This window comes from Enterococcus sp. DIV0755f (assembly GCF_051713725.1).
Taxonomy (GTDB): domain Bacteria; phylum Bacillota; class Bacilli; order Lactobacillales; family Enterococcaceae; genus Enterococcus_D; species Enterococcus_D casseliflavus.
Genome location: NZ_JBIOQL010000001.1, coordinates 3,369,801 through 3,393,931, shown reverse-complemented (window position 1 = coordinate 3,393,931; position 24,131 = coordinate 3,369,801). Strand labels below are relative to the sequence as shown.

Genomic DNA, 24,131 nt, shown 5'->3' with positions numbered 1-24,131 from the left:
TATGCGTTATCCTATTATTATCACCCCCGATGAACGTCTTCGTCGGCAAGCAAAACCCGTCAAAGTAATTACCGATGAACTCGTTCAGCTACTAGACGACCTTTATGAAACGATGGTCGCCCATGACGGGATCGGTATTGCCGCACCGCAAGTCGGCAAAAACCTGCAAGTGGCGATCGTGGAAGTCGAAGAAGACGATCGCTTTGAAATGATCAACCCTGAGATCATCGCTTCTTCTGGTGAATCCCTTGATGTGGAAGGCTGCTTGAGTATTCCCCACACCTTTGGGACCGTCAAACGAGCAGACGAGATCACTGTCCGCTATTTCGATCGAGAAGGAGAAGAAATGGAAGTGGAAGCATTCGGTTACTTGGCGCGTGCGATGCAGCATGAGATCGATCATTTAAATGGCGTGCTGTTTGTCGACAAGCTCGTCGAACGCATTCCTGAAGAAGACTTAGAAAAGTATATGGAGGAACATGAAAATGACTAAAATCGTCTTTATGGGTACCCCGGCGTTTTCCGTCCCAATTTTAGAAGGCTTGCTTGAAGCCGGCTATGAAGTGGCAGCAGTCGTGACCCAGCCGGATCGTCCCGTCGGTCGCAAAAAAACCATCACTCCGACACCCGTCAAAGAAGCGGCGTTGAAGCATGGCTTGTTGGTTTTACAACCAGAAAAAATCAGTGGGTCACCAGAAATGGAGCAAATTCAAGCTTTAGCACCTGATCTGCTGATCACGGCAGCTTTCGGCCAATTTTTACCTAGTGCTTTACTAGAAGTACCGAAGTATGGCGCTATCAACGTTCATGCGTCCCTACTACCGAAATATCGGGGCGGAGCACCTGTGCATTATGCCATCATGGAAGGCGAGCAAGAAACGGGTGTAACCATCATGGAAATGATCAAAAAAATGGATGCTGGCGGTATTTTTGCTCAAGCTCATTTGCCGATCACGGCCCAAGATGATGTGGGGACGATGTTTGATAAGTTGAGCCTATTAGGCAAAGACTTGCTGCTGGAAACTGTGCCGAAAATCTTGTCGGGAGAGCTGCAGCCTGTCCCGCAAGAAGAAGCAAAAGTCACCTTTTCACCAAATATCAGCCGTGAACAAGAAGCCATCGACTGGCAGAAAACGGCGGTGCAAATCGATGCCCAAGTCCGAGGCATGCGACCATGGCCGATCGCCTTTACGACACAAAATGGCAACCGCTGGAAACTTTGGCAAGTAACACCGCTGGAGCAAACGACGACAGCCGAACCAGGAACGATCATTGAACGGACGAAAAAAACGTTGCTGATCGCTTGTGGGGAAGGCACGGTATTGGCTATCGATGAATTGCAGCCAGCTGGAAAAGGCCGACAAGACATTGCCGCATTCTTAAACGGCAGTGGACAACAGATTCAAAAAGGGGATCAGGTAGGTACCTATGAAGCGTAATCTTGGAGACATACAATATACAGTGCGTTTTGTGGCACTAGAAGCGTTGTTACGAATCGAAAAAGGCGGTGCTTATTCCAATCTACTGCTGCGGGAATTGATGAATCAAGGGCGTTTAAATGACAAGGACGGTCGCTTGCTGACTGAATTGGTGTACGGCACCATCAGTCGTCAGCTTTTATTGGATTATTATTTGGACCGGTTTATTAAAAATGCCCGCAAAGTCGACCCGTGGGTCAAAACGCTGCTGCGACTTTCCTTGTATCAGATGCTGTATCTCGATAAAGTACCAGCCCATGCCATCATTCATGAAGCCGTGGATATTGCGAAAGCCAAGGGCAATCCGGGGACTGGTAAATTCGTCAATGGCGTGCTGCGCACGATCCAACGACAAGGAGTGCCAGACTTGGCATTGATCAAAGACCCAATGGAACGTTTAGCAACGGAAATCAGCCTGCCCTTATGGCTAACGAAGAAACTAGTCAAACAAATTGGGATCGAAGAAACCAGTGAGCTAGGCTATGCCCTATTTGAACCCAATCATGCCAGTGGTCGTATCGACCTGCAGCGCATCTCGCAAGCAGCAGCGATCGAACGGCTGCAAGAAGAAGGCATTGACGCACGACCAAGTGAGCTTTCCCCCTATGGGGTTGTGGCTGACAAAGGCTTTATGGCGGGCTCTTCCCTCTACAAAGAAGGCTTACTGACGATCCAAGATGAAAGTTCGATGCTGGTTGCCCCCGTTTTACAAGTAGCCCGGGACCATCAAGTATTGGATGCGTGCGCCGCACCAGGAGGCAAAACGACCCATATCGCTGCCTTCTTGTCTGCCGCAGAGGGCGGCAAAGTGACAGCACTGGATATCCATGCCCATAAAGTTAAGCTGATTCAGCAAAATGCCCAACGTTTAGGCGTAGAAGCAGTTGTGGAAACCCGCGTGATGGATGCCCGAGAGACGGCTCAAACCTTTGCCCCCGAACAATTTGATCGCATCTTAGTGGATGCCCCTTGTTCTGGATTAGGGTTGATGCGCCGTAAGCCGGACATCAAATATAGCAAGACGGAGGCCGATTTCCAACGCTTGCCGCGGATTCAGCGAGAGATTTTGGAAAGTGCCGCCCCAACCTTGAAAAAATCGGGTATAATGGTCTACAGCACATGTACGATTCTAGAGGAAGAAAATCAACAAGTCGTGGCAGCGTTTCTCGCTGACCATCCTGAATTTGAGCAAATGCCTCTTGCGGTAGGACCGCTGGCAGCCGAAGCGGTTCAAGAGGATATGTTGACGATCTATCCGCAAGATTTTATGACAGATGGCTTTTTTATCAGTTGTCTACGCAAAAAGTAACGAGGTGAAAGAAATTGGAGATTCGTTTTCAAACAGATGTCGGCAAACGTCGCAACACAAACCAAGATTTTGCAGCAACCTATGTAAATAAAGCCAATGTGACATTGGCCTTGCTTGCCGATGGCATGGGGGGCCACCGGGCCGGAGATGTCGCTAGCCGTCAAGCAGTCAGTGAGATTGGCACCGCTTGGGAACAGACAGAGCTGACAGACAGTGAAAAAACTGCCCAATGGTTGATCCAAAAAATCCAAGCAGAAAGCCAAGTGATTTTCCAAAAAGGACAAGAACAAGAAGAACTTAGCGGCATGGGCACCACGATCATTGCTGTGGCCTTATTAGGCGACCAGTTTACGATTGCCAATGTCGGGGACAGCCGTGCCTATCTTTTACGCAATCAAGTGCTGACCCAAATCACAGAGGACCATTCACTGGTCAATGAATTGGTGAAGTCAGGACAAATCACAGCAGAAATGGCCTTGAATCATCCTCGCAAAAACGTTTTGACCCGCTCGATCGGCATGCCAAGCGAAGTCGAAGTCGATGTGGCGATCCACTTTATTGCAGACGGGGATTATTTGCTGCTGTGTTCAGACGGATTGACCAACATGGTCTCAGATGAAGAGATCACAGCAACGATCCAAGAAACCCCTGTGCTGGAAGAAGCAGTGCAATCATTGATCGATCAAGCCAACGAACGCGGCGGTGTCGACAATATCACGGTATTATTGATTAAAGTTGGAGGAGAGCGCCCATGATCGAAATTGGGAAGAAGATAAACGGCCGATACAAAATCATCGGCAATATCGGCAGCGGCGGAATGGCAAATGTGTTTTTGGCGCATGACTTGATCTTAGACCGTGAAGTGGCAATCAAAGTGCTTCGTTTTGACTTCCAAAACGACCAAAGTGCGATTCGGCGCTTTCAACGAGAAGCATTGGCGGCGACTGAGCTGGTTCATCCCAACATCGTAACCGTTTATGATGTCGGCGAAGAAGACGGCATGCAGTTTTTGGTGATGGAATATGTCAAAGGGATGGATCTCAAGCGCTATATCCAAACGCACTATCCAGTACCTTATTTGCAGATCGTTGATATCATCCAACAAATCTTATCAGCGGTAGCGCTGGCCCATCAACACCGCATCATTCACCGGGACCTCAAGCCCCAGAATGTGCTGATCAATGAAGACGGCGTGGTGAAAATCACCGATTTTGGGATCGCGATCGCCCTATCCGAAACGTCGATCACCCAAACCAACTCGATGCTAGGCTCGGTGCATTATCTTTCACCAGAACAAGCACGAGGCAGTATGGCGACCAATCAATCAGATATTTATGCGATTGGGATCATTCTCTATGAAATTTTAACCGGCAAAGTACCTTTTGATGGCGAATCAGCCGTAACGATCGCCTTGAAACATTTCCAAGATGAGATCCCTTCGATTCGGATCTATGACAAAAATGTTCCGCAATCGCTGGAAAACGTCGTATTGAAGGCGACCGCCAAAGAACCGGCGGATCGGTACAAAACTGCCGATGAAATGCGAGCGGATCTTGATACTGTATTGTCACCTGATCGACTCAATGAACCGAGATGGGAACCTCATGCCCTGATGGATGAAACGAGAGTGCTGACCCCTGTAGAAGCAGCCCAAGTTGAAACGCCGCCAGTGGAAGAACCCGTGGCAGAAACGGCTGCGGATCAAGCCGAAGAATCAGCGAAACCAAAAAAGAAAAAACGCAAACGCTGGCTGCTGCTGCCGGTCATTATGGTGATCGCACTGCTAGGCATAGGCAGTTACTTCCTATTCGGCGGTGGTCGGGGGGATGTAGCGATTCCTGAAGTCAACGGCCAGACAGAAGCGGCCGCCCGGGCCGAACTGGAAGCCGCTGGCTTACAAGTGGCAGACGAGGTAGAAGAAATCGAAGACGATGAAGTCGAAGCAGGCAATGTCGTCAAGACCGATCCGCCAGAAGGCAATGAAGTCAAAAAGAATTCCGTCGTGACCCTCTACATCAGTAGCGGAACCAAGAAAATCACCCTTGATGACTATGAAGGTCGCTCCTTTGATGATGTCAAAAAAGAGTTGATCGATTTGGGCTTTGATGAAGACAGAATCAAAGAAGAGCTAGAGTCGTCAGATGATGTCGATGAAGGGGATATTATCAGTCAATCACCAGCAGCAGGGCGGGAAGTTTCCCCAGCAGAAGACGAAATCACCTTTAAGGTCAGCTCCGGACCAGATAGCTTCGCAATGGACAACTATTATGGCATGACAGAGGCAGATGCACGAGCAGCATTGACGTCTCGTGGTGTCGACCGATCACAGATCGAAGTGAACTATCAATCTAGCAGTCAACCATCAGGCACGATCATCGCCCAAGCACCCGCAACAGGTGAAACGGTGGTGACTTCCCAAACGACCATCACTTTGACGGTCAGCAGTGGGCAGGAAATGGTCAATGTACCAAGAATCGTTGGGAAAAGCCAAGCCGATGCAGAAGCAGACTTGAATGAAGCGGGATTGGACTCAACTTTTGAGGAAGAGGACGGCTATAATGACTCGGTACCAGCTGGACATGTTGTCCGTGTCTCTCCAGGTGCTGGAACCTCCGTCGAAGTTGGCTCTACTGTAACGGTCACGATCTCTAGAGGACCTGAACCAGATGATTCGTCCTCATCGACGCCAAGCAGTAGTTCAGATGATTCCTCTGATTCAAGCGCTACGAGTGAAAGTAGCTCAGAAAGTGATTAGAAACTAGCTAAAATCAAATACTTTAACCAAGCAGCCTACGGGGACCAAAGAATTTTCTTTTTGTTCCCCGTCCAGCTGCTTGTTTTTGTTTCTAAACCTTATAGTGAGACACAGGTGTCTTTAAAATTTCCTTTAGACCTTCCTTTTGTGCAAGCGTACATCTTTCCAAGGATTCAAAAATTGGGTATAATGAAGGTCAGAATTAGTCAAGGGAGGGAATGAATTGAGTCATCACAACACTTCCGATTTGATTGAAGCATATTTGAAGAAAATTCTTGAAGATAGTGAAACCATTGAGATTCGTCGCGCGGAAATGGCAAATTTGTTCAACTGCGTGCCCTCACAAATAAACTACGTGATCAATACCCGCTTCACCGTTCAAAGAGGCTATGCGGTTGAAAGCAAACGCGGCGGGGGCGGCTATATTCGGATCGAAAAAGTCAAAATCACGGACAGCCACCACTACTTAAAAGAAATGAATCAACTATTCGATGAAACCATCTCGGAAAAAGATGCGTATGCAATAATCCAGAAACTTTATGAGGAAGGAATCCTGTCCAAGCGAGAAGGCAACTTATTATTGACCGTCATCGCGAAAGCAGTTCTAGGACGTTCTCCTTATGAAAATAGAACACGAGCTGATTTGCTCCATGCAATTCTAGAACGATTAAGTTACGAAGACAGGAAGTGAAAGAGATGGATGAATTATTCACCCAACGCGCGAAAGCCGTTTTGGCTATCGCCCAAGAAGAAGCAAAATACTTTAAGCACCAAGCGGTAGGTTCTGAACATATTCTATTGGCACTGGTCATTGAACAAAACGGGATCGCCGGCAAAACGTTACGGGAAATGAATATCACAGAAAACGATATTCGTGAAGAAATCGAACATTTAACAGGGTACGGCACCGTTCGTCAATACCCAGAAAATGCCTATCTCGCGTATTCACCACGAGCAAAACATACATTTGCTTATGCAGGGGATGAAGCCAAGCGTTTAGGGGCACCGCAGATTGGTACCGAACATCTATTATTAGGCTTATTAAGAGACGAAGACATTTTGGCTTCACGAATCATGCTGAATCTCGGCTTGAGTCTCGCGAAAATGCGTCAGCTTTTGAAGAAAAAAATGGGCTTCAATGAAAGCAAAACCAACGGAAGTGCTGGTCGTCGTCGTCCAGCCCAAGCCAAAGCGCAGCAAGGAACACCAACCTTGGATTCCTTAGCCCGTGATTTGACCAAATTAGCCCGTGAAAAACGGTTGGATCCTGTTGTCGGTCGTGCCAAAGAAGTCAAACGCCTGATCCAGATCCTTAGCCGTCGGACCAAAAACAACCCTGTTCTCGTGGGGGAACCTGGTGTTGGGAAAACCGCGATCGCCGAAGGCTTAGCCCAAAAAATCATCAATGGGGAAGTCCCAGAAGACATGCAAAACAAGCGTTTGATGATGCTGGACATGGGGGCTTTAGTTGCCGGAACGAAATACCGGGGCGAATTTGAAGACCGAATGAAAAAAATCATTGATGAGATCTATCAAGATGGTCAAATCATCTTATTCATTGATGAATTGCATACACTGATTGGGGCCGGCGGAGCAGAAGGGGCGATTGATGCCTCGAATATTCTGAAACCAGCCTTAGCCCGTGGGGAATTGCAAACCATCGGTGCCACAACACTAGATGAGTACCAAAAATACATTGAAAAAGATTCTGCGTTAGAACGCCGTTTTGCCCGGGTGCAAGTCGACGAACCGACACCAGAAGAAGCGGAAGAAATTTTACGGGGCTTGCGTCCTCGTTATGAAGAACATCATGGGGTGGAAATTTCTGATGATGCGTTACACGCCGCTGTGCAACTGTCCGTGCGTTACATCAATTCGCGCCAATTACCAGATAAAGCCATCGATTTGATGGATGAATCAGCTGCCAAAGTGCGTTTAGACAAAACCGATGAAAGTTCAGAATTGGCAGATCTGCAAAACGAGATCGCCAACTTGATCGAAGAAAAAGAAGCCGCTATTCGTCAGCAAGATTTTGAAGCAGCAGCTCGTTTACGGATCAAGGAAAAGAAATTGACCCAACAGCTGACGGAAGTAGCGTTTATGGAAGTCAAAGAAGCATCAGGCTATGCCGATAGTGTTACTGCAGAAGATGTTGCTACGGTCGTTTCCCAATGGACCGGCGTACCTTTGCAGCAGATGGAGAAAAAAGAAAGCGAACGCTTGTTGGATCTTGAAAAGATCTTGCATCAACGGGTAGTTGGCCAAGAAGAAGCAGTCAAGGCAGTCGCTCGTTCGATCCGCCGCGCCCGCAGTGGGTTGAAAGATCCGAACCGTCCAATTGGTTCCTTCATGTTCTTAGGCCCGACCGGTGTCGGGAAAACCGAGCTTGCCAAAGCCTTAGCAGAAGCGATGTTTGGTAGTGAAGATGCCTTGGTTCGTGTCGATATGTCCGAATTTATGGAAAAATACAGCACGAGCCGTTTGATCGGTTCACCGCCAGGCTATGTCGGCTATGATGAAGGTGGGCAATTGACGGAAAAAATCCGTTCAAAACCATACTCCGTCATCTTATTGGACGAGGTGGAAAAAGCCCATCCCGATGTCTTCAATATCCTCTTGCAAGTGCTAGATGATGGTCATTTGACGGATGCCAAAGGTCGGAAGGTCGATTTCCGCAACACGATTTTGATCATGACCTCTAATATCGGTGCTCAACAAATCCGCGAAGAAAAAAGCGTTGGGTTTAATGTCACTGATTTAACGAAAGATCACCAAGCGATGCAAAAACGGATCTTAGAAGAGCTGAAAAAAGCCTTCCGTCCAGAGTTCTTGAACCGTGTGGATGAAACAGTGGTCTTCCAATCCTTAGGTGAAGGGGAGATCCACGAGATCGTGAAGATCATGAGCAAAGCGATCATCAAACGATTAGGCAACCAAGACATCCAATTGAAGATCACGCCATCTGCCATTGATGTGATCGGTAAAGCTGGTTTTGATCCAGAATATGGGGCACGGCCGATTCGTCGGGCCTTGCAAAAAGAAGTCGAAGACCGTTTAAGTGAAGCACTCCTATCAGGACAAATTCATTTAGGTGACAAAGTGACGATCGGTGCTTCCAAAGGATCGATCACCCTCAATGTCAAAGAGGGACAAGCACGGGTCTTGCAACAAGTTTAAGTCGAGCCAATAACGGCAGTGGCGTTTCTATGGTCGAGCAATCGGCATCCATAGGAACGCCGCTTTTTTGTCTTGTTATGTCTAGTAGTGATCAAGAAGTCTCCACTGATTATGATTGATGATTCACAAAAAAATATCCTTCTAAATAGCTTTATGACAACGGTTGATTAATGATCAAAGCGCTATTCGTGAAAAAAAGAGTAACGAGACCTCTTGGAAAGAATCCTGCTGTGTGATACTATGAATGAGTTGAAAAAAGGAGGAGTATTATGGTTGAGATTATCGCCACGGTGGAATCGATCGAGCAAGCACAGCAGCTCATCCCTTATGTTGATACATTGTTTTTTGGAGAAGAGACATTCGGGCTGCGCCTACCGGCCTCTTTTTCTCGTGAAGAGCAAATCAGACTGATCGACATGGCCCACGAAGCTGGAAAGAAAGTGACGATCGCAGTCAATGGCATCATGCATCCAGAAAAAATGAAGCGGATTCCAGAATACCTAGCATTTCTGAAGACCAATCAAGCCGATCAAATCGCTCTCGGAGATCCTGGGATCATTTACCGCATGAAGCAAAATCCAGAATGTGCCGTGCCATTTATTTATGCAGGGGAAACCTTAGTAACGAGCGCTCGTCAAATCAATTTTTGGGGACAAAAAGGAGCAAAGGCAGCCGTTTTAGCGCGAGAAGTTCCTTTCGAGGAAATGAAAATCATGGCACCACAACTAAATATTCCTGTGGAAGTATTGGTTTATGGTGCGACCTGCATTCACCAATCGAAGCGTCCGCTTTTACAAAATTATTATAACTATACCCAACAATCGGAAGAAAAGAACCACGACCGTGGGTTGTTTTTATCTGAACCGAAAAAAGAAGAAACTCACTATTCCATTTATGAAGATAGCCACGGCACGCACATTTTTGCCAATAACGACATCAATCTGATGCTGCAGCTGGGGGAATTAGCCGCAACAGGCTTTCAAACCTGGAAGCTGGACGGAATCTATACACGAGGGGCTGCCTTTGTGGCAATTGCTAAGCTGTTTGCCCAAGCCAAGAGCCTTGTGGAAAGTGGGAAGTGGCAAGCAGAGCAAGCAACTGTGCTCAGTGAACAAGTTGCCCAACTTCATCCAGCAGAACGTGGGTTGGACACTGGATTTTATGCCATCGATCCTGACGATATCAAGTAAGGAGCAAGAACAAATGACCGTTAAACAAGCATTGAAACGACCAGAAGTGTTAGCACCAGCTGGTACGTTAGAAAAATTAAAAACAGCGATCCACTATGGCGCTGACGCTGTCTATATCGGCGGCAATGCCTATGGTCTACGGAGTCGCGCGGGAAACTTTACCTATGAAGAAATGGCGGAAGGGGTGGCTTTTGCCAAAGCCCACAACGCAAAAGTCTATGTAGCAGCCAACATGGTGACCCATGAGGGCAATCAAGAAGGTGCAGGGGAATTCTTTCGGGAATTGCGAGATGTCGGTATTTCGGCAGTGATCGTTTCTGATCCCGCTTTGATCCAGATCTGCGCAACAGAAGCGCCAGGTCTACCGATCCATTTGTCCACCCAAGCCAGTGCCACGAACTATGAAACATTGGAATTTTGGCGGGAAGAAGGTCTAGAACGGGTCGTTCTCGCCCGAGAAGTGTCCATGGAGGAAGTCGCTGAGATCCGCAAAAATACTAGCGTGGAGATCGAAGCCTTTATTCATGGCGCCATGTGTATTTCTTATTCTGGCCGTTGTACTTTGTCCAATCATATGTCGATGCGAGACGCCAATCGCGGCGGCTGTTCGCAATCTTGCCGCTGGAAATATGATCTGTTTGACATGCCCTTTGCAACGGAACGAAACAGTTTGACTAAAAACGGGACAGTGGAAGAAGAGTTTTCCATGAGTGCCGTGGATATGTCGATGATCGAACATATCCCTGAGCTGATTGAAAACGGCGTGGATAGTTTCAAAATCGAAGGCCGCATGAAATCGATCCACTATGTTTCAACCGTGGCGAACGTTTATAAAGCAGCCGTGGACAGTTACATGGCCGATCCAGAAAACTATGTCTGCAAACAAGAATGGATCGATGAACTGTGGAAAGTTGCGCAGCGAGAGCTTGCCTCAGGCTTTTACTATGATACCCCGAGTGAAAATGAGCAGTTGTTCGGTCCGCGTCGGAAAATTCCGCAATACAAATTTATTGGGGAAGTCATGGCGTATGATCCGGCAACAAAAACAGCTACGATTCGGCAACGGAACCACTTTTCCGTTGGCGATGAAATCGAATTTTACGGTCCCGGATTCCATCACTTTCACCAAACCGTCGAAGTCATGTATAATGAAGACGGTGAATCCATCGATCGTGCACCAAATCCTATGATGCTGTTGACGATGCCGGTCAAAGAACCGGTGGAAGTCGGAGACATGATTCGGAAGAAAAAATAAGGTCGAGAGTTTCTCTCGGCTTTTTTTGTTGAATCAATCCAGCCAAAAAGGATCGATGAGAACATAGACAATCTTAAGGAGGAAACAACAAATATGGAAACATACGACTACATAGTAATTGGTGGCGGCAGCGGCGGAATCGCCTCAGCCAATCGGGCAGGGATGCACGGCGCCAAAGTATTATTGATCGAAGGCAATGAATTAGGCGGCACCTGTGTCAATGTCGGTTGTGTACCGAAAAAAGTCATGTGGCAAGCTAGTGAGATGTTAGAAATGATCAAACGGGATGCAACTAGCTACGGTATTTATCCACATGTGGATAAATTTAATTTTACTGAGCTTGTGGATAACCGTGAAAAATACATTGATTTTTTACACACAGCCTATCAAAAAGGCTTAGACAGTAACAATGTAGAAGTTATCCACGGTTATGCACAGTTTGTGGATAACCACACGGTTACCGTCAATGGGGAAAACTACCATGCAACAAACATTTTGATTGCCACCGGTGGAAAACCTAGCGCGATGAATATTCCCGGCGGTGAGTACGCCATTGACTCGAATGGTTTTTTTGCGTTGCGAGAAGCACCAAAGCGTATGGTCGTCTTAGGGGCAGGCTACATCGCAGCCGAAATCAGCGGTGTCAGCCAACAGCTGGGCAGCCAAGTGGCTTGGGCGTACCGCAAAGAGCGGCCATTACGAACCTTTGACAAGATGCTTGCGGATAATCTCGTGGAGATGTACCAAGAATCAGGAATCGAAACTTATGCAGGCTACGTGGCCTCTCGTATCATTAAAGAAGGTGACGAGTATCTCGTTCACTTTGAAAATGGCGAAACCTTGACCGGCGATTGCGTCCTTTTTGCTGGTGGTCGTGTGCCGAATACGGATAAGTTAGGTCTGGAAAACACCGATGTCCAATTGGATGAAAAAGGGTTTATCATTGTGGACAAATATCAAAATACCACAGCTGACTCGATTTTTGCGGTGGGCGATGTCATCGGAAAATTGGATTTGACCCCGGTTGCGATCGCCGCCGGTCGACGCTTGTCTGAACGCTTGTTCAACGGTCAAAGCGATGCGTACTTGGATTATCACTTAGTACCGACGGTCATCTTTACTCATCCACCGATTGCCACGATTGGTTTATCCGAAGAAGCAGCCTTGGCAAAATACGGCCAAGAGCAGATAAAGGTGTATCGCTCGCGCTTTACACCGATGTACTTTGCTTTAAATGAGTATCGCCAAAAATGTGAGATGAAATTGGTGTGCTTAGGAAAAGAAGAAAAAATCATCGGTCTGCACGGCATCGGGATCGGTGTCGATGAAATGCTGCAAGGCTTCGCTGTAGCCATCAAAATGGGTGCTACAAAAGCAGACTTTGATCAAACCGTTGCCATTCATCCGACGGGGTCAGAAGAATTTGTGACGATGCGTTAACTAGTAAATAGAAGAAAAAACGAGCAGGGAAAAACGAATGGATCGTTCTTCCCTGCTCGTTTTTATGAAAGGAAGGGGCTGTATTGTTCAGCCGCTTATCTTGAAGCACTTAGGTTCTTTATTTTTCGACATCGTAAGCGATGTAGTGAGTGTTTAAAAGCTGTGCGACATGGATATTTTCTGAAGTACTGCCGCCTCCATGGGACCCGCAACCTAGAGTCAAGGAAGGATTTAAGTTCGTGGTGCCTCCAATGGCTCCTAAAGCTGCTTGGGTATTGACTAAGATTCGGGCAGAAGGGATCGCCAGCCCAAATTCACGAACAAAGGTATCGTCTTTGGTATGAACGACAGCGGTGTGTCCAGCACCTTGGATCTTTAGCAACTCTTGGCAAAAACGAATGCCTTCCTCGGCATCAGCCACGGTATAAAACGCGAGGATCGGCGAAAGTTTCTCCCGCGCATAGGGATTGTCTTTAGCGATGACCGTCTGTTCCGAAACGAGGATTTTCGTATCACTTGGGACCGACAGACCACTCATTTCGGCAATTTTAACTGCTGGCTGACCGATGATCCGGGGATTCAGACCGCCCTCAGCCGTGGTGATAAAATCAGCCAGCCTTTCAGACTCTTCTTGATTCAAAAAGTAGCCGTGATTTGCTTTCAATTCAGAGATCACTGCATCTTTGATCGATTGCTCAACGACTAATGCCTGTTCAGAGGCGCAGATCGTCCCATAATCGAAGGTTTTGCTACGGATGATCTGATCAACGGCTTTCGCGATGTCTGCAGATTTTTCTAGCAGTGCAGGGGTATTACCAGGGCCGACACCGATTGCTGGATTGCCCGAAGAATATGCGATTCGAACCATCGCTTTACCACCAGTAGCCAAGATTAGATCGGTATCGGGATGTGCCATCAATTTTTGGGTATCCTCAATTGTCGGTTCTTCTAGTAATTGAACCAAATCGATCGGCAATCCGCATGCTTGCAGCACCTCTTTAAAGAGGGACACGGTCTCCTTGATTGCCTGCAGCGCTCGGGGGTGAGGGGACAAGATGATTGCATTTTTCGTTTTCAATGCCAAAAGTACTTTGAAAATCGTGGTGGATGTAGGATTGGTGGAGGGGATCAAAGCAACTAAGACCCCCAATGGCGCAACGATTTTTAGCATCTTTTTCTCAGGAATTTCTTCTACGATTCCAACCGTCGGCATATCTTTGATACTGTTATATAATATTTCACTGGCAAATAAATTTTTGATGTTTTTATCTTCTGCGTTTCCAAAGCCGGTTTCTTTCTGTGCCAATTTTGCTAAGTGCATCGAGTGGCTTGTCAGTTTCTCTGCAGCTTTTCCCACCACGTAATCAACCGTTTCTTGCGAGGCAGTACGATAAAGTTCTTGGGCGTCTGACGCTTGTTTCATTAAGGAATCAACCAGTGTTAAGGGACTGTGCATCTTTGTCTCTGTCATCATATCAATCATCCTCCTTGTTTTTTATACTTTAATTATATGCGAAAGTAAGCGTTTTCTTTAGGAGGGTTCTATGCTGTTTCAGGACAATTTTATCCAAGATTGTTATATTTTTAACATGTGTTGTTATTGTTCATAAAAAGCAATAAACTTAATGATAAATGATTAAATATGGTATAATTTGAAAAAGAGAACACGGAAAGGAGCTGCTTTCATGTGCTACATTTTAGTTTCCACCCCAGATGAAAAGGAACGAAATCAGATAAAACAAGTGGTCAGAAAAGATTTTTTTAACGCCACGCTCTTGCAAGATGCTTGGACAATGGCTGAAACGGTAGCGATCGCTGGGAAAGTACACGTTGATATCCTCATCTTGTCAATCTCTAATGAGGCCGAAGATCCTTTTTATTGGACAGCCGAAGTCATGAAAAAACAGCCGAACATCAAACTGATTTTGATTGATGAGACGAAGAACTTCGACAATCTTCATCGCTCACTGCGCTGCGGAGCCATCGATTACTTAGTGCGGCCTTTAAGCAAGCAAGAGCTTCAGCACAGTATCCACCGTAGTATTCTCTCGTTGAATCAAATTTCCCTATTGCACTATTCTACGTCAGGGATCACTGATAATATCGCTGAACAAGTCAATCAGATCATTGAATACATCCATCTCAACTATCAACAGCCGATAACCTTAGATGTCCTTGCTGCTTTCAGCCACATGCATCGCAACTATATCAGCCGGATTTTTAAAGAAGCCACTGGGATGACTTTTACTAAATATTTGACGTTTTATCGAATAGAACAAAGCAAAAAGCTGCTGGTTACTACGGAGGATTCCATTGCTGCCATCGCTGAACAAGTGGGGTATGATGATGCGGGTTATTACGCCCGGATCTTCAAACGTGAAACCAGCTATACACCGAACCAATACCGCAAAACCTTTACCTCTTCCTATGTTGCTGCAGATTTAGTGTTTGCCCAAAGAGAAATGAGTTCATGAGGGATTCCCTTGCTCAACTAAAAAAGCATGATCGCTTTTGGCAGCGACCATGCTTTTTGGTGTTCGTTCATTAGATCAATTGCTTCGCCCAAGGATCTGAGCAGTGATCTGGTAAAGATACGTTTTGGTTTCATCTTTGGTCTCAGGTAATTTCTGGATCGCCTGCAAAGCTTTTTTCGTATAGTCGGCTGCGAGTTTCTTGGCTTCCTCGATCCCAGCACTTTCTTGGACGATCCGATAGACTTCGTGGGTGTCGGTGTCCGTCATGGCGTCTTGTTTTTCCAGCAATGGGAGCAGCTGTTGGCGGTCACTTTTCAATGCCATTAACAGCGGCAGGGAATAGACGCCTTGCCGAACATCTTCCAATACTGGTTTTCCTAAAGCAGCCGCATCTTGGCTGTAATCTAAGACGTCATCCATGATTTGAAAGGCAAGGCCAATGGCTTCACCGATCTCACGGGCTTGATTGGCAAAGCGCAAGGAGGTGCCGCTTTCGTAAGCCCCAATGAAGCAGCTTAAAGCAAACAACTCAGCGGTTTTGCCGCGAATGTTTTCTAAGTAATCCTCGACAGTGACGGACAAATCGTATCGTTTGCTCATTTGTCCTAATTCGCCGGCCAGGATTTTTTCCATACTACGGGAATTCATCTGCAAGCTTTTCATGGAGCTGGCATAATCCGCCATCAATTTAAAGCAGCAGACAAAGAGGTAATCACCAGCATAGACAGCGACATCGTTGCCAAATTCGGAACGAATGGTCGGCAGCTTGCGGCGGGTGTCCGCATGATCGACGATATCGTCGTGGATCAACGAGGCAGTGTGGAGCATTTCGATCGAGGCCGCCAATGCGACGGCTTTTTCACGATCTTTGTCGCTGCCATAAGCAGAAAAGAGCAGCTGATAAGCAGGACGCAGCAGTTTCCCACCTGAATGGATCATGGACAGGATCGCTTGTTCGACCTCTTTGTTTTTTAGTTTTAATGATTTTTCCATCAATTGCAAGGAGGCAGATAAGTCAGCTTGCAGTGCTGGATACTCTTGCCACATGGAATGAAGTTTCATAATTAACTCCTTTATTCTGAATCCGAGCGCCATTTGACTTTGGTCTGGCGTTCATAATCAATTTGAAAACGGCGCAGTGTTTCGACACGGCGCAGCAAGTAGTTGGCGGCGATTCCGATAGCGATCCCGGACAAGATCCCAAAGAAAGACAGGACCGGCAAGTAGAGCATCACGCTCCAGGATTGAGCGATCCATGAGGCAGTGATCAACTGTCCGACGTTGTGTAAGAACCCGCCGGCCGCACTAATGCCGATGATACTGACACGCTTAGGCCCCAACTGTTTCACCAAAGACATCCCAAAGTAGCTCAATAAGGAACCGCTCATACTATATAAGAAGGTCGAAACCGTTCCTCCTAGTAACGTCGTTAAGATCAGTCTTAGCCAAATCAAGAGAAAGCTGTCTTTTTTTGGCATGGTGAACAAAGCAATAATGGTAATTAAATTTGCCAAACCTAGTTTCGCACCAGGCGCAAAGGCAAATGGATAAGGGATCATATTTTCAACTAAACCAATCACGACCCCTTGGGCGACCAGCAGTGAGATGAAAATTATTCGTTGTAATCGACTCATAAGCAAACGATCAATAGATTAGATCGTCGGTCTCACTCCCATCTGCGGCTTGGATTTCGATCACCAATTTATGAGGCAGACAGACAATGGTTTCCCCATTTTTACTGGCCCAGCCACGGCGGACACAAATCTGGTCGCCGCAATCGGCTTCCTTGATTCGGATCCGATCCCCTTCGATCTCCAGTAAATTGGTATCGCCATCTTCATCTTCATAAAGATAGGTGTACGTTTTTTGACCTTCAACTAAGTCAAAACGCTTGATTTCTGTCCCATCGACCCGCAAGACGGCTTCTTTGTCCGCTGTTTGCGTCTGGCCAAAAATAAAAATCGGTAAAAAAGAGCTGAGGATCAAAACAAGTATGATGACGCCATCCCATGGTTTTAAATGGGCATCGCGGATAAATTCTTTTAATTTCATCAAAAAAGACTCCTGTTCTTTCATGTGATGTGTCTCATTCTAGCATAAGAAGACAAGATTCTACTAGCTGAATCCTCAATAATCCACCGATTTCTGTGCAAGGACGATCAAGAAAAAGTTCTGTACTTGGAAAGAGACCAAGACACTGATTGAAAATCAGAATGTCTTAGTCTCATGAAGTCGTACAGGTATTCTATTTTGCTGGCTTATTTATTGCCATATAAGGAGCGAGGGGTACCGTACCACCATTTTCCAAGGGTACGTTGCAACCATGGGATTACCCAACGGTCTAAACCGACTGCGCGTCCTGAACCGTTCATCAAGGCAAATGCAACTGGAATGAACCAGATGTTTACCCAGTAGAACATACCAGACATACAGAAAGTCAACACTAAAACGATAGTCGTTGCGTTCACTAACCAAGTGAAAAGACCAGCCATCAATGCAAGAGCTAAAGCAATTTCAAAGAAGACCATGAATTTTTGGAAGAACATGGCAACGTCGTTGTTTGGCATGATAAATTGCATAACTTTTGTGAACCAGTCAGGTGATTTTTCAATCACGATCATTGGTTGCTCACCGTAGGCATAGCTCAAACCGAAGTGTGCGGCTTGTGTCGCTGCATCGGCTGCTTCACCGGCACCACTAGCGGCACTTGCTGCATCGGCTGCTTCACTAGCACCACTTGCTGCATCAGCGACTGTTTGGTATTCCCAAGTCCAAGGGAAAACGCTGTTGCCTTGGAACCAAGAACCTTCACCGAACCATGTACCAGGTTTGAAGACTTCCCCATTCGTACCCAAAATTTTCTTGAAGGCTTCAACGAACCAGACAAGACCATAGAAAATACGAAGCGGAACACTCCACAAGACGTTTCCGTAACGAGACGTATGACCACGAGCGACTGTCCGGTCATCTTTGATGTGGAAGATTTCATGCATCAAGTATTGGAACATGTAGTAACCAGAACGAATATCAAAGAAGTATTTCAAGTTAACGATATGTTTCATAATGATCGCTAAGAAACCGCTCAGGTGAATCTTATTGAATAAGTTCGCCACGCCCCATTTGGCACCGATGGAAACCATAAATCCTTGGTAGTTTCCTTTGAATTTATGTTTTTCGCCGCCTTTGATGGCTGAAACGATATTCGTTGCTGCAGTGTGCCCAGTTTGTTCAGCTGCTTGCACGATTTGTGGTGTTGGTGTGTTCGGGAATTCTTCGAAGTAAACCAAGTCACCAATAATATAGATGTTTTTGTCTTCGTAGCCTTTTGCTTCCATGTACTCATTGGCAACTAGACGGAAACCACGAGCGGTTTCTAAACCGAAATCAGCAGCATCGCTAGTTCCTTTGACGCCGGCAGTCCAGATCAATGTGTGGGTTGGGATCGTTGAACCATCTTTTAGTTTGATGTGGTCAGGTGCCACTTCAACGATTGGTGCATTCAAGACAAGATCAACATTGTTTTTCTTCAAGTAACGTTCTGCTTTGGCTGCATCGTTACGATCAAGCATGTTTAAGATCGTTGGCATTGCTTCAACGACTTTCAAGCTGATTTCACTTGGGTCCAATTTATAATCGGAAGCTAAACGATCTTTCCAATCGATCAGTTCACCGATCATTTCGATCCCAGTAAACCCAGAACCACAAACGACAAACGTCAACATTGCTTTACGTAATGCTGCATCTGGTTCGATCGCTGCTTTTGCGACAGTTTTTTCAATGTGTTCGCGAATGCGGACAGCATCGTCAAATGACCATAGAGTAAAGCCATTTTCTTTGACACCAGGTGTACCGAAGTCATTCGGTTCGCCACCCATCCCTAAGATCAAGTAGTCAAATGAATAGCTGCCTAATTTTGTTTGGACGGTTTTATTTTCTTTATCGATCCCAGTTACTGTATCGGTTACTAAACGAACATTTTTCTTGCGTGAGAACAAGCGCTGCAAGTCATATTGAATTGCGGTAGGTTCTACACGTCCTCCAGCGACTTCATGCAGTTCAGTCATCATCGTATGATAAGAGTGACGGTCGATCAATGTTATCTCAACATCATTGTCTTTTTTCAATTTCTTTGCCATGTACTTCGTAGCAGAAACGCCTGCATAACCGGCACCGACAACGACAATGTTTTTCTTTGCCATTGCAAATCTCTCCTTAATAAAAATAATCTATGATAATAATTACACAATCGTTCCTATTATATAGACAAATGGTTCATTTGTCTAACGATTCTGATGAAAAAAACGCATATTTCCTGAAATTCGTGAAAACTTGCGAAAATCAAAAAATAAGTCATTTTTTATTGAAAAAGCGGAAAGGAAGCGGTTGACATCTCGTAAATTTACTTTACAATGTTAGATGTATCACAAACTTTTTTGTGGGGAAAATAAACAAGTAAAAGGTGGATAATTATGAAAGCAAAGAAATTGATTGTAGGTATGGCGGTATTTTCATTCGCAGCATTATTGTTAGGGGGATGCGGAGCAGACGACAACAATACAGGTTCTTCGTCAACTAGTGAAAGTACATCACAAACTTCTGCAAGCGATTCTGCAACTACAGAAAGCTCAGAAGCAACCGTCGTTGCAGGCGAGCCAATGCAAGATGGTACGTATCGTTTAGAAGAAAAGAACTATAAAAACGACTACCGTGTCACATTTGAGATCACAGTCAAAGACGGCAAAATCGTTGAATCAAAATATGACAACGTCAATGCGGATGGCGAATCAAAAACAGAAAACACTGAATACAATGAAACAATGAAAGAAAAAGCAGGCATCAGCCCAGAAGAATTTATTCCTAAATTCAATGAAGAGTTAGTTGCCGCACAAAGCCCTTCTTCAATCGAAGTAGTTTCTGGCGCGACTCATTCCTTTGATTCCTTCCAAAACTATGCACAACAATTGATTCAAGCGGCGCAAGCAGGCAACACGGAAACCATTGAAATCGACAATGGTGCAGACTTGAAAGACGGAACCTATACATTAGAAGAAAAGAACTACTCAAACGGTTACCGCGTAGTCTTCTCAATGACTGTAGCTGACGGCAAAATCTCTGAATCAAACTACGACTACCTAAACGAAGCAGGCGAGTCGAAAAAAGATGATGCATCATACAACGAAAACATGGAAGCAAAATCTGGTACAAGTCCAGAAGAGTTCATTCCAAACTTCAATGAAGCCTTTGTTTCTGCAGTCAATGCCGAAGACGGCTCTGTGGCAGACATGGATGTTGTTTCAGGGGCAACCCACAGCTTCCACAGCTTTGTTATCTATGCACAACAATTGTTGAATGCCGCTGAAAAAGGCGACCAAACAACAATCGAAGTGGATAACTTCGTTACTGAATAATCACAACTTCTTTCCATTAAGAGGACAGCATTCGTTTTGAGTGCTGTCTTTTTTTCGTGGGCAACAAGGTCACAAAAGCAAGTTCGTGCAAAAGGAAGCAATCTGGTGGGAAGGTTTTTTTAAAAAAGAACTGTTTTTTACAAAGAAGAAAAGGTTCGATTAAGGATTCCTAAAATACGTTGATGAATCACGGAATGCCCCTTTTCATTCTGCCAAAAAAAGGCTATTATATGAAGGTTGAAGACAATAGAAAAGAGGAAAATCATGAAAAAGAAAGTAACGTTTTTTCTGATGTTTGTTTTTTTAGGCACAATGTTGGCAGCCTGTGGCAGTGATCAGGAAGCAACGACGCTGCGCGAAGAACCATATTTTCAAGAAGAATTTTTATTAGGTACGTATACTCGGATTCGCATTTATGATGAAGGCAAAGAGGACGCTATGAAGCCTGCCTTTGACCGCATCAGAGAGTTAGGCGATAAAATCACCATCAACCAAGCAGGGTCAGAGATCGATGAAATCAATGCGCAAGCTGGCATCAAGCCAGTGAAGGTCTCAGATGATATCTATTATTTGTTGAAAGAAGCCTATGATTATAGTGTGAAATCAGAAGGCGGCTTTAATATGGCCATCGGTGCGATCACCCAATTATGGCGAATCGGCTTTGATGATGCCCGCAAGCCAGAGCAATCTGAGATCGATGAAGCGTTGAAACATATCAATTATGAACAAGTCGAGTTTAACGACGAAGACCACACGGTGTATTTAAAAGATAAGGACATGATCCTTGACCTTGGGGCGATCGCCAAAGGCTACATCACGGATGAAGTCGTCAAAGTGCTGAAGGACAATGGCGTGACTTCCGCGATCGTCGATTTGGGCGGGAATGTCTATGTGTTAGGTCATAGCAACCGCGGTGCAGATGAGCCATGGAATGTCGGAATCCAAGATCCAAACAAATCTCGCGGCTCGATTATCGGCAGTATCAAAGAAACCAATAAAACAGTAGTTACTTCAGGGATCTACGAACGCTACTTAGAAGTAGACGGCAAAACGTATCACCATATTTTTGATTCTGAGACTGGCTATCCTTACGACAGCGATGTGGCAAGTGTAACTGTCATCACCGACAAATCCATCGATGGCGATGGGTTAACTACGGTGGCGTTTGATAAAGGGGTCAAGGAAGGCTTAGCCTATATCGAACAACATACCGAAAAGGGTACCGATGCGATCTTTATCACAAAAGAAGACAAAGTGTATGTAACCGACGGTATCAAAGATACCTTTGAACTTTCAGAGGAATCAGGCTACACGATGGGTGATCGTGCGGATTTAGAATAGGAGGAGTGAAAGATGTCTCTTTCAGTGTTTTTAGAAGTGGTGGAGATCCGCACCAAGGTGGCGAGTGTCTTCCCCTTCATTATGGGTGTGTTGTTCTCGTTGGTGTATTTTCATGAATTTCATCCGTTGAATACTGTAATTTTTTTTCTGGGGATGCTGCTGTTTGATTTGACGACGACGTCCATCAACAATTATATGGATTTCAAAAAAGCCAAATCAGAGACCTACAAATACCAGCACAATGTGATCGGGCGCGAAAACATCTCAGAAGCTACTGTTCGCAATCTGATTTTTGCGATGCTGGCAGGAACCTTACTGATCGGTCTTTACTTGACCTTTGTTACCGGCTGGCTGCTGCTAGTGATGGGGCTGGTGGTTTGTTTTATCGGGGTCTTTTATACCTTTGGCCCCATTCCGTTATCGCGGATGCCTTTAGGCGAGGTATTCAGCGGTGTAACGATGGGATTAGGGATTTTTGCCATCACGATCTATATCAATACCATTGATCAAAAAGTGTTTTATCTGGCACTGGATTTTGCGAACGGAACCTTTGGCTTAGTGGGGAACCTCTGGGCCGTGTGCGCCATCGTGTTGGCATCCTTGCCGTTGATTTTCACGATTGCTGACATCATGTTAGCCAATAACTTACGGGATCTGGAAGCCGATATCGAAAACCATCGCTACACGCTGGTGTACTACATCGGTCGCGAAGCGGGTATCCGTCTGTTTCAAGGCATGATGTTGGCGTCTTATGCCGCTATTTTATTGGGCCTCTTGTTTGGACTCTTTCAATGGCCGATTTTGCTCGTGTTTCTGACACTGCCAAAAATCCGCCAAAACTTGAAGGAGCATCAAGCCAGCCTGCCGCACCCACGTAGCTTCGGCTATTCGATTAAGAACATGATTTTATTCAACAGCAGCTATGCCTTAGGCTTGATTTTGTGCCTGCTGTGGCAATTGCTGTAAAAGAAAAGATCGACCCGCTCTTGAAAGAGCAGGTCGATCTTTTTTATGTGGGGAATGAAAGAGCGCATAAAAACTGTAGAAAAGACATGATAAAAGAACGAGCATCCTACTTATTATGAAAAGATGAGGTTCGCTTTCTCTGCGATCCTGATTGCAACAGTAAAGTTTTGGTGACAGTGGCTAAACCCGATAGAAAGGGGAGCTGCCTAGGTTGTTCTTTTGTATGACCCCTCGGAATAAGCAGGTCTGTTTATGGAGCATTTATGCTTGACTGATTCCTTACGAAAGCAGCGAATCAGCAAGCGGATTTGCGACTTTTTGCAGCATCAATACCGTTCCAAACTGATTTCTCCAGAAGAAAGCACCTTGCGCTCCGTTGCTGTTTCCACCACCAATTCACCGGTGTTAGTAATGTCTTTGGCGATCCCTTCATAGGTCACACCTTGTTGTGTAAACTGAACGGTGCGGCCCAAAACGAAGGATTTCTGCCGATAGCGGGCCATATAATCCATGTCAGGCAGCTTTGCCAATAATTGGAAGAACCGACGCCAAATTTCTTGGATCAAGGTTGCCCGAGAAAAGGTTGGATACTCTTCAGCAGGAAAGAGTGAGGTCGCTTTTTCCCGAATCTCTGCTGGAAACTGCTGTTGCGGAATCGAAAAACTGATGCCGATACCGATTACAACCGAGGTAATGCGGCCTGTTTCAAAGTCACTGGTTGCTTCAGACAAAATACCGCAGATTTTTTTTCCATCTAAGTACAGATCGTTGACCCACTTTATGGCCGTTTCCTTCATTAGAAGGGCATCGATGGCTTCAGCGACTGCCACCGCCGCCAAAACGGTATATTGGGGCAATTCTTGAAACGCTTGGTTGGGTTTTAAGAGCAAGCTCATGTAGATCCCTTGTTTTTTCGGTGAGAAAAACGGTCGTTCGAAGCGGCCATGACCGCCTGTTTGCGTTTCGGTCAAAAAAAGGGCGGGGGTTGCCAGTCCACTGTCCAAAGCGGCGATCTTGGCTTCTTTCATGGTGGACTCAACAGCATCCTTGATTTGAATCGTGGGGATCATCGGCAAGGCGGCTGCAAGTGCTGCTTGATCGTAGCGGTCAGCGGAGACAAAGCGATAGCCGTTGGCCAAGTGTTCGAAATGATAGCCTTCTTTCTCAAGTTCTTTAATGGCTTTCCAGACTGCTGTACGAGAGATCGACAAGGCTTGGGCTAGTTTTTCTCCGGACAGTACAGTATCTTCTTTTTGTAATAAGGTCAGTATTTTTTCTTTTGTCGTCATAAGGATATCCTTCCTAATGTTTCACGTGTAACGTTTTCGTTAGCATAGC

General features: G+C 45.7%; 20 protein-coding genes. 14 read left to right on the top strand and 6 right to left on the bottom strand.

From position 1 onward, the window contains the following. Position 1: 1 nt before the first annotated feature. The 10 genes from def to gor all read left to right on the top strand — a co-directional run bounded on the left by def (position 2) and on the right by gor (position 12,604). Positions 2-493, top strand: a complete 492-nt coding sequence (gene def / locus IGI73_RS15720; protein WP_005230314.1) for a peptide deformylase — start codon at positions 2-4, stop codon at positions 491-493. Next, positions 486-1,439, top strand: coding sequence for a methionyl-tRNA formyltransferase (fmt, locus tag IGI73_RS15715; RefSeq protein ID WP_042890360.1), 954 nt, complete (start codon positions 486-488; stop codon positions 1,437-1,439). The genes def and fmt overlap by 8 nt, the downstream gene beginning before the upstream one ends. Next, a complete protein-coding gene (gene rsmB, locus IGI73_RS15710) occupies positions 1,429-2,787 on the top strand; it encodes a 16S rRNA (cytosine(967)-C(5))-methyltransferase RsmB (protein ID WP_086332808.1) in 1,359 nt (452 codons plus the stop codon). Before fmt ends, rsmB begins: the two co-directional genes overlap by 11 nt. A gap of 14 nt (positions 2,788-2,801) precedes the next feature. Further along, positions 2,802-3,542 carry a Stp1/IreP family PP2C-type Ser/Thr phosphatase gene (locus tag IGI73_RS15705; protein WP_005230317.1) on the top strand — a complete coding sequence of 247 codons (741 nt, stop codon included), beginning with the start codon at positions 2,802-2,804 and terminating at the stop codon, positions 3,540-3,542. After that, a complete protein-coding gene (gene pknB / locus IGI73_RS15700; RefSeq protein ID WP_005232981.1) occupies positions 3,539-5,542 on the top strand; it encodes a Stk1 family PASTA domain-containing Ser/Thr kinase in 2,004 nt (667 codons plus the stop codon). Before IGI73_RS15705 ends, pknB begins: the two co-directional genes overlap by 4 nt. A 223-nt stretch (positions 5,543-5,765) precedes the next feature. After that, positions 5,766-6,233 carry a CtsR family transcriptional regulator gene (locus IGI73_RS15695; protein WP_005230319.1) on the top strand — a complete coding sequence of 156 codons (468 nt, stop codon included), beginning with the start codon at positions 5,766-5,768 and terminating at the stop codon, positions 6,231-6,233. A 5-nt stretch (positions 6,234-6,238) separates the two neighbouring features. After that, the gene (locus tag IGI73_RS15690; RefSeq protein ID WP_008381720.1) at positions 6,239-8,719 is read left to right on the top strand and encodes an ATP-dependent Clp protease ATP-binding subunit; all 2,481 of its coding nucleotides are present in this window, start codon (positions 6,239-6,241) and stop codon (positions 8,717-8,719) included. Between the two features lie 269 nt (positions 8,720-8,988). Next, positions 8,989-9,909, top strand: a complete 921-nt coding sequence (locus IGI73_RS15685) for a peptidase U32 family protein (protein ID WP_074934236.1) — start codon at positions 8,989-8,991, stop codon at positions 9,907-9,909. Positions 9,910-9,922: 13 nt separating this feature from the next. Then, complete coding sequence (locus tag IGI73_RS15680) at positions 9,923-11,164, top strand: peptidase U32 family protein (protein WP_142973481.1); 1,242 nt, start codon at positions 9,923-9,925, stop codon at positions 11,162-11,164. Positions 11,165-11,257: 93 nt separating this feature from the next. Continuing rightward, entirely contained in the window at positions 11,258-12,604 is a 1,347-nt protein-coding gene (gene gor, locus IGI73_RS15675; protein WP_142973482.1) for a glutathione-disulfide reductase, read from the top strand. Between the two features lie 118 nt (positions 12,605-12,722). Here gor and IGI73_RS15670 read toward each other — a convergent pair whose 3' ends face one another. Beyond that, positions 12,723-14,078, bottom strand: coding sequence for an aldehyde dehydrogenase family protein (locus IGI73_RS15670; protein ID WP_244323075.1), 1,356 nt, complete (start codon positions 14,076-14,078; stop codon positions 12,723-12,725). A gap of 211 nt (positions 14,079-14,289) precedes the next feature. On the opposite strand from IGI73_RS15670, the gene IGI73_RS15665 reads away from it, so the two are divergent. Continuing rightward, complete coding sequence (locus IGI73_RS15665) at positions 14,290-15,078, top strand: response regulator transcription factor (protein ID WP_142973484.1); 789 nt, start codon at positions 14,290-14,292, stop codon at positions 15,076-15,078. Positions 15,079-15,153: 75 nt separating this feature from the next. Here IGI73_RS15665 and IGI73_RS15660 read toward each other — a convergent pair whose 3' ends face one another. The 4 genes from IGI73_RS15660 to IGI73_RS15645 form a co-directional block, all read right to left on the bottom strand. Further along, positions 15,154-16,140 carry a polyprenyl synthetase family protein gene (locus IGI73_RS15660; RefSeq protein WP_164890366.1) on the bottom strand — a complete coding sequence of 329 codons (987 nt, stop codon included), beginning with the start codon at positions 16,138-16,140 and terminating at the stop codon, positions 15,154-15,156. Between the two features lie 11 nt (positions 16,141-16,151). After that, positions 16,152-16,712 carry a Gx transporter family protein gene (locus IGI73_RS15655; protein WP_005232987.1) on the bottom strand — a complete coding sequence of 187 codons (561 nt, stop codon included), beginning with the start codon at positions 16,710-16,712 and terminating at the stop codon, positions 16,152-16,154. A 10-nt stretch (positions 16,713-16,722) separates the two neighbouring features. Next, entirely contained in the window at positions 16,723-17,130 is a 408-nt protein-coding gene (locus IGI73_RS15650) for a NusG domain II-containing protein (RefSeq protein ID WP_010748871.1), read from the bottom strand. Between the two features lie 206 nt (positions 17,131-17,336). Beyond that, the gene (locus IGI73_RS15645; RefSeq protein ID WP_005230327.1) at positions 17,337-19,277 is read right to left on the bottom strand and encodes an NAD(P)/FAD-dependent oxidoreductase; all 1,941 of its coding nucleotides are present in this window, start codon (positions 19,275-19,277) and stop codon (positions 17,337-17,339) included. 270 nt (positions 19,278-19,547) lie between these two features. Here IGI73_RS15645 and pplA point away from each other — a divergent pair, with 270 nt between their 5' ends. The 3 genes from pplA (at position 19,548) to menA (ending at position 22,793) form a co-directional block, all read left to right on the top strand. After that, positions 19,548-20,486, top strand: coding sequence for an extracellular electron transfer flavoprotein PplA (gene pplA / locus IGI73_RS15640; protein ID WP_016608361.1), 939 nt, complete (start codon positions 19,548-19,550; stop codon positions 20,484-20,486). 264 nt (positions 20,487-20,750) lie between these two features. Next, positions 20,751-21,827 (top strand): FAD:protein FMN transferase, encoded by a 1,077-nt coding sequence (locus IGI73_RS15635; RefSeq protein ID WP_005230331.1) that lies wholly within the window; start codon positions 20,751-20,753, stop codon positions 21,825-21,827. A gap of 12 nt (positions 21,828-21,839) precedes the next feature. Next, complete coding sequence (gene menA / locus IGI73_RS15630; RefSeq protein ID WP_142973485.1) at positions 21,840-22,793, top strand: 1,4-dihydroxy-2-naphthoate polyprenyltransferase; 954 nt, start codon at positions 21,840-21,842, stop codon at positions 22,791-22,793. Positions 22,794-23,119: 326 nt separating this feature from the next. Here the strand turns inward: menA and IGI73_RS15625 are convergent, their stop codons facing one another. Beyond that, positions 23,120-24,082 carry a biotin--[acetyl-CoA-carboxylase] ligase gene (locus tag IGI73_RS15625; protein WP_016608366.1) on the bottom strand — a complete coding sequence of 321 codons (963 nt, stop codon included), beginning with the start codon at positions 24,080-24,082 and terminating at the stop codon, positions 23,120-23,122. Positions 24,083-24,131: the final 49 nt, after the last annotated feature.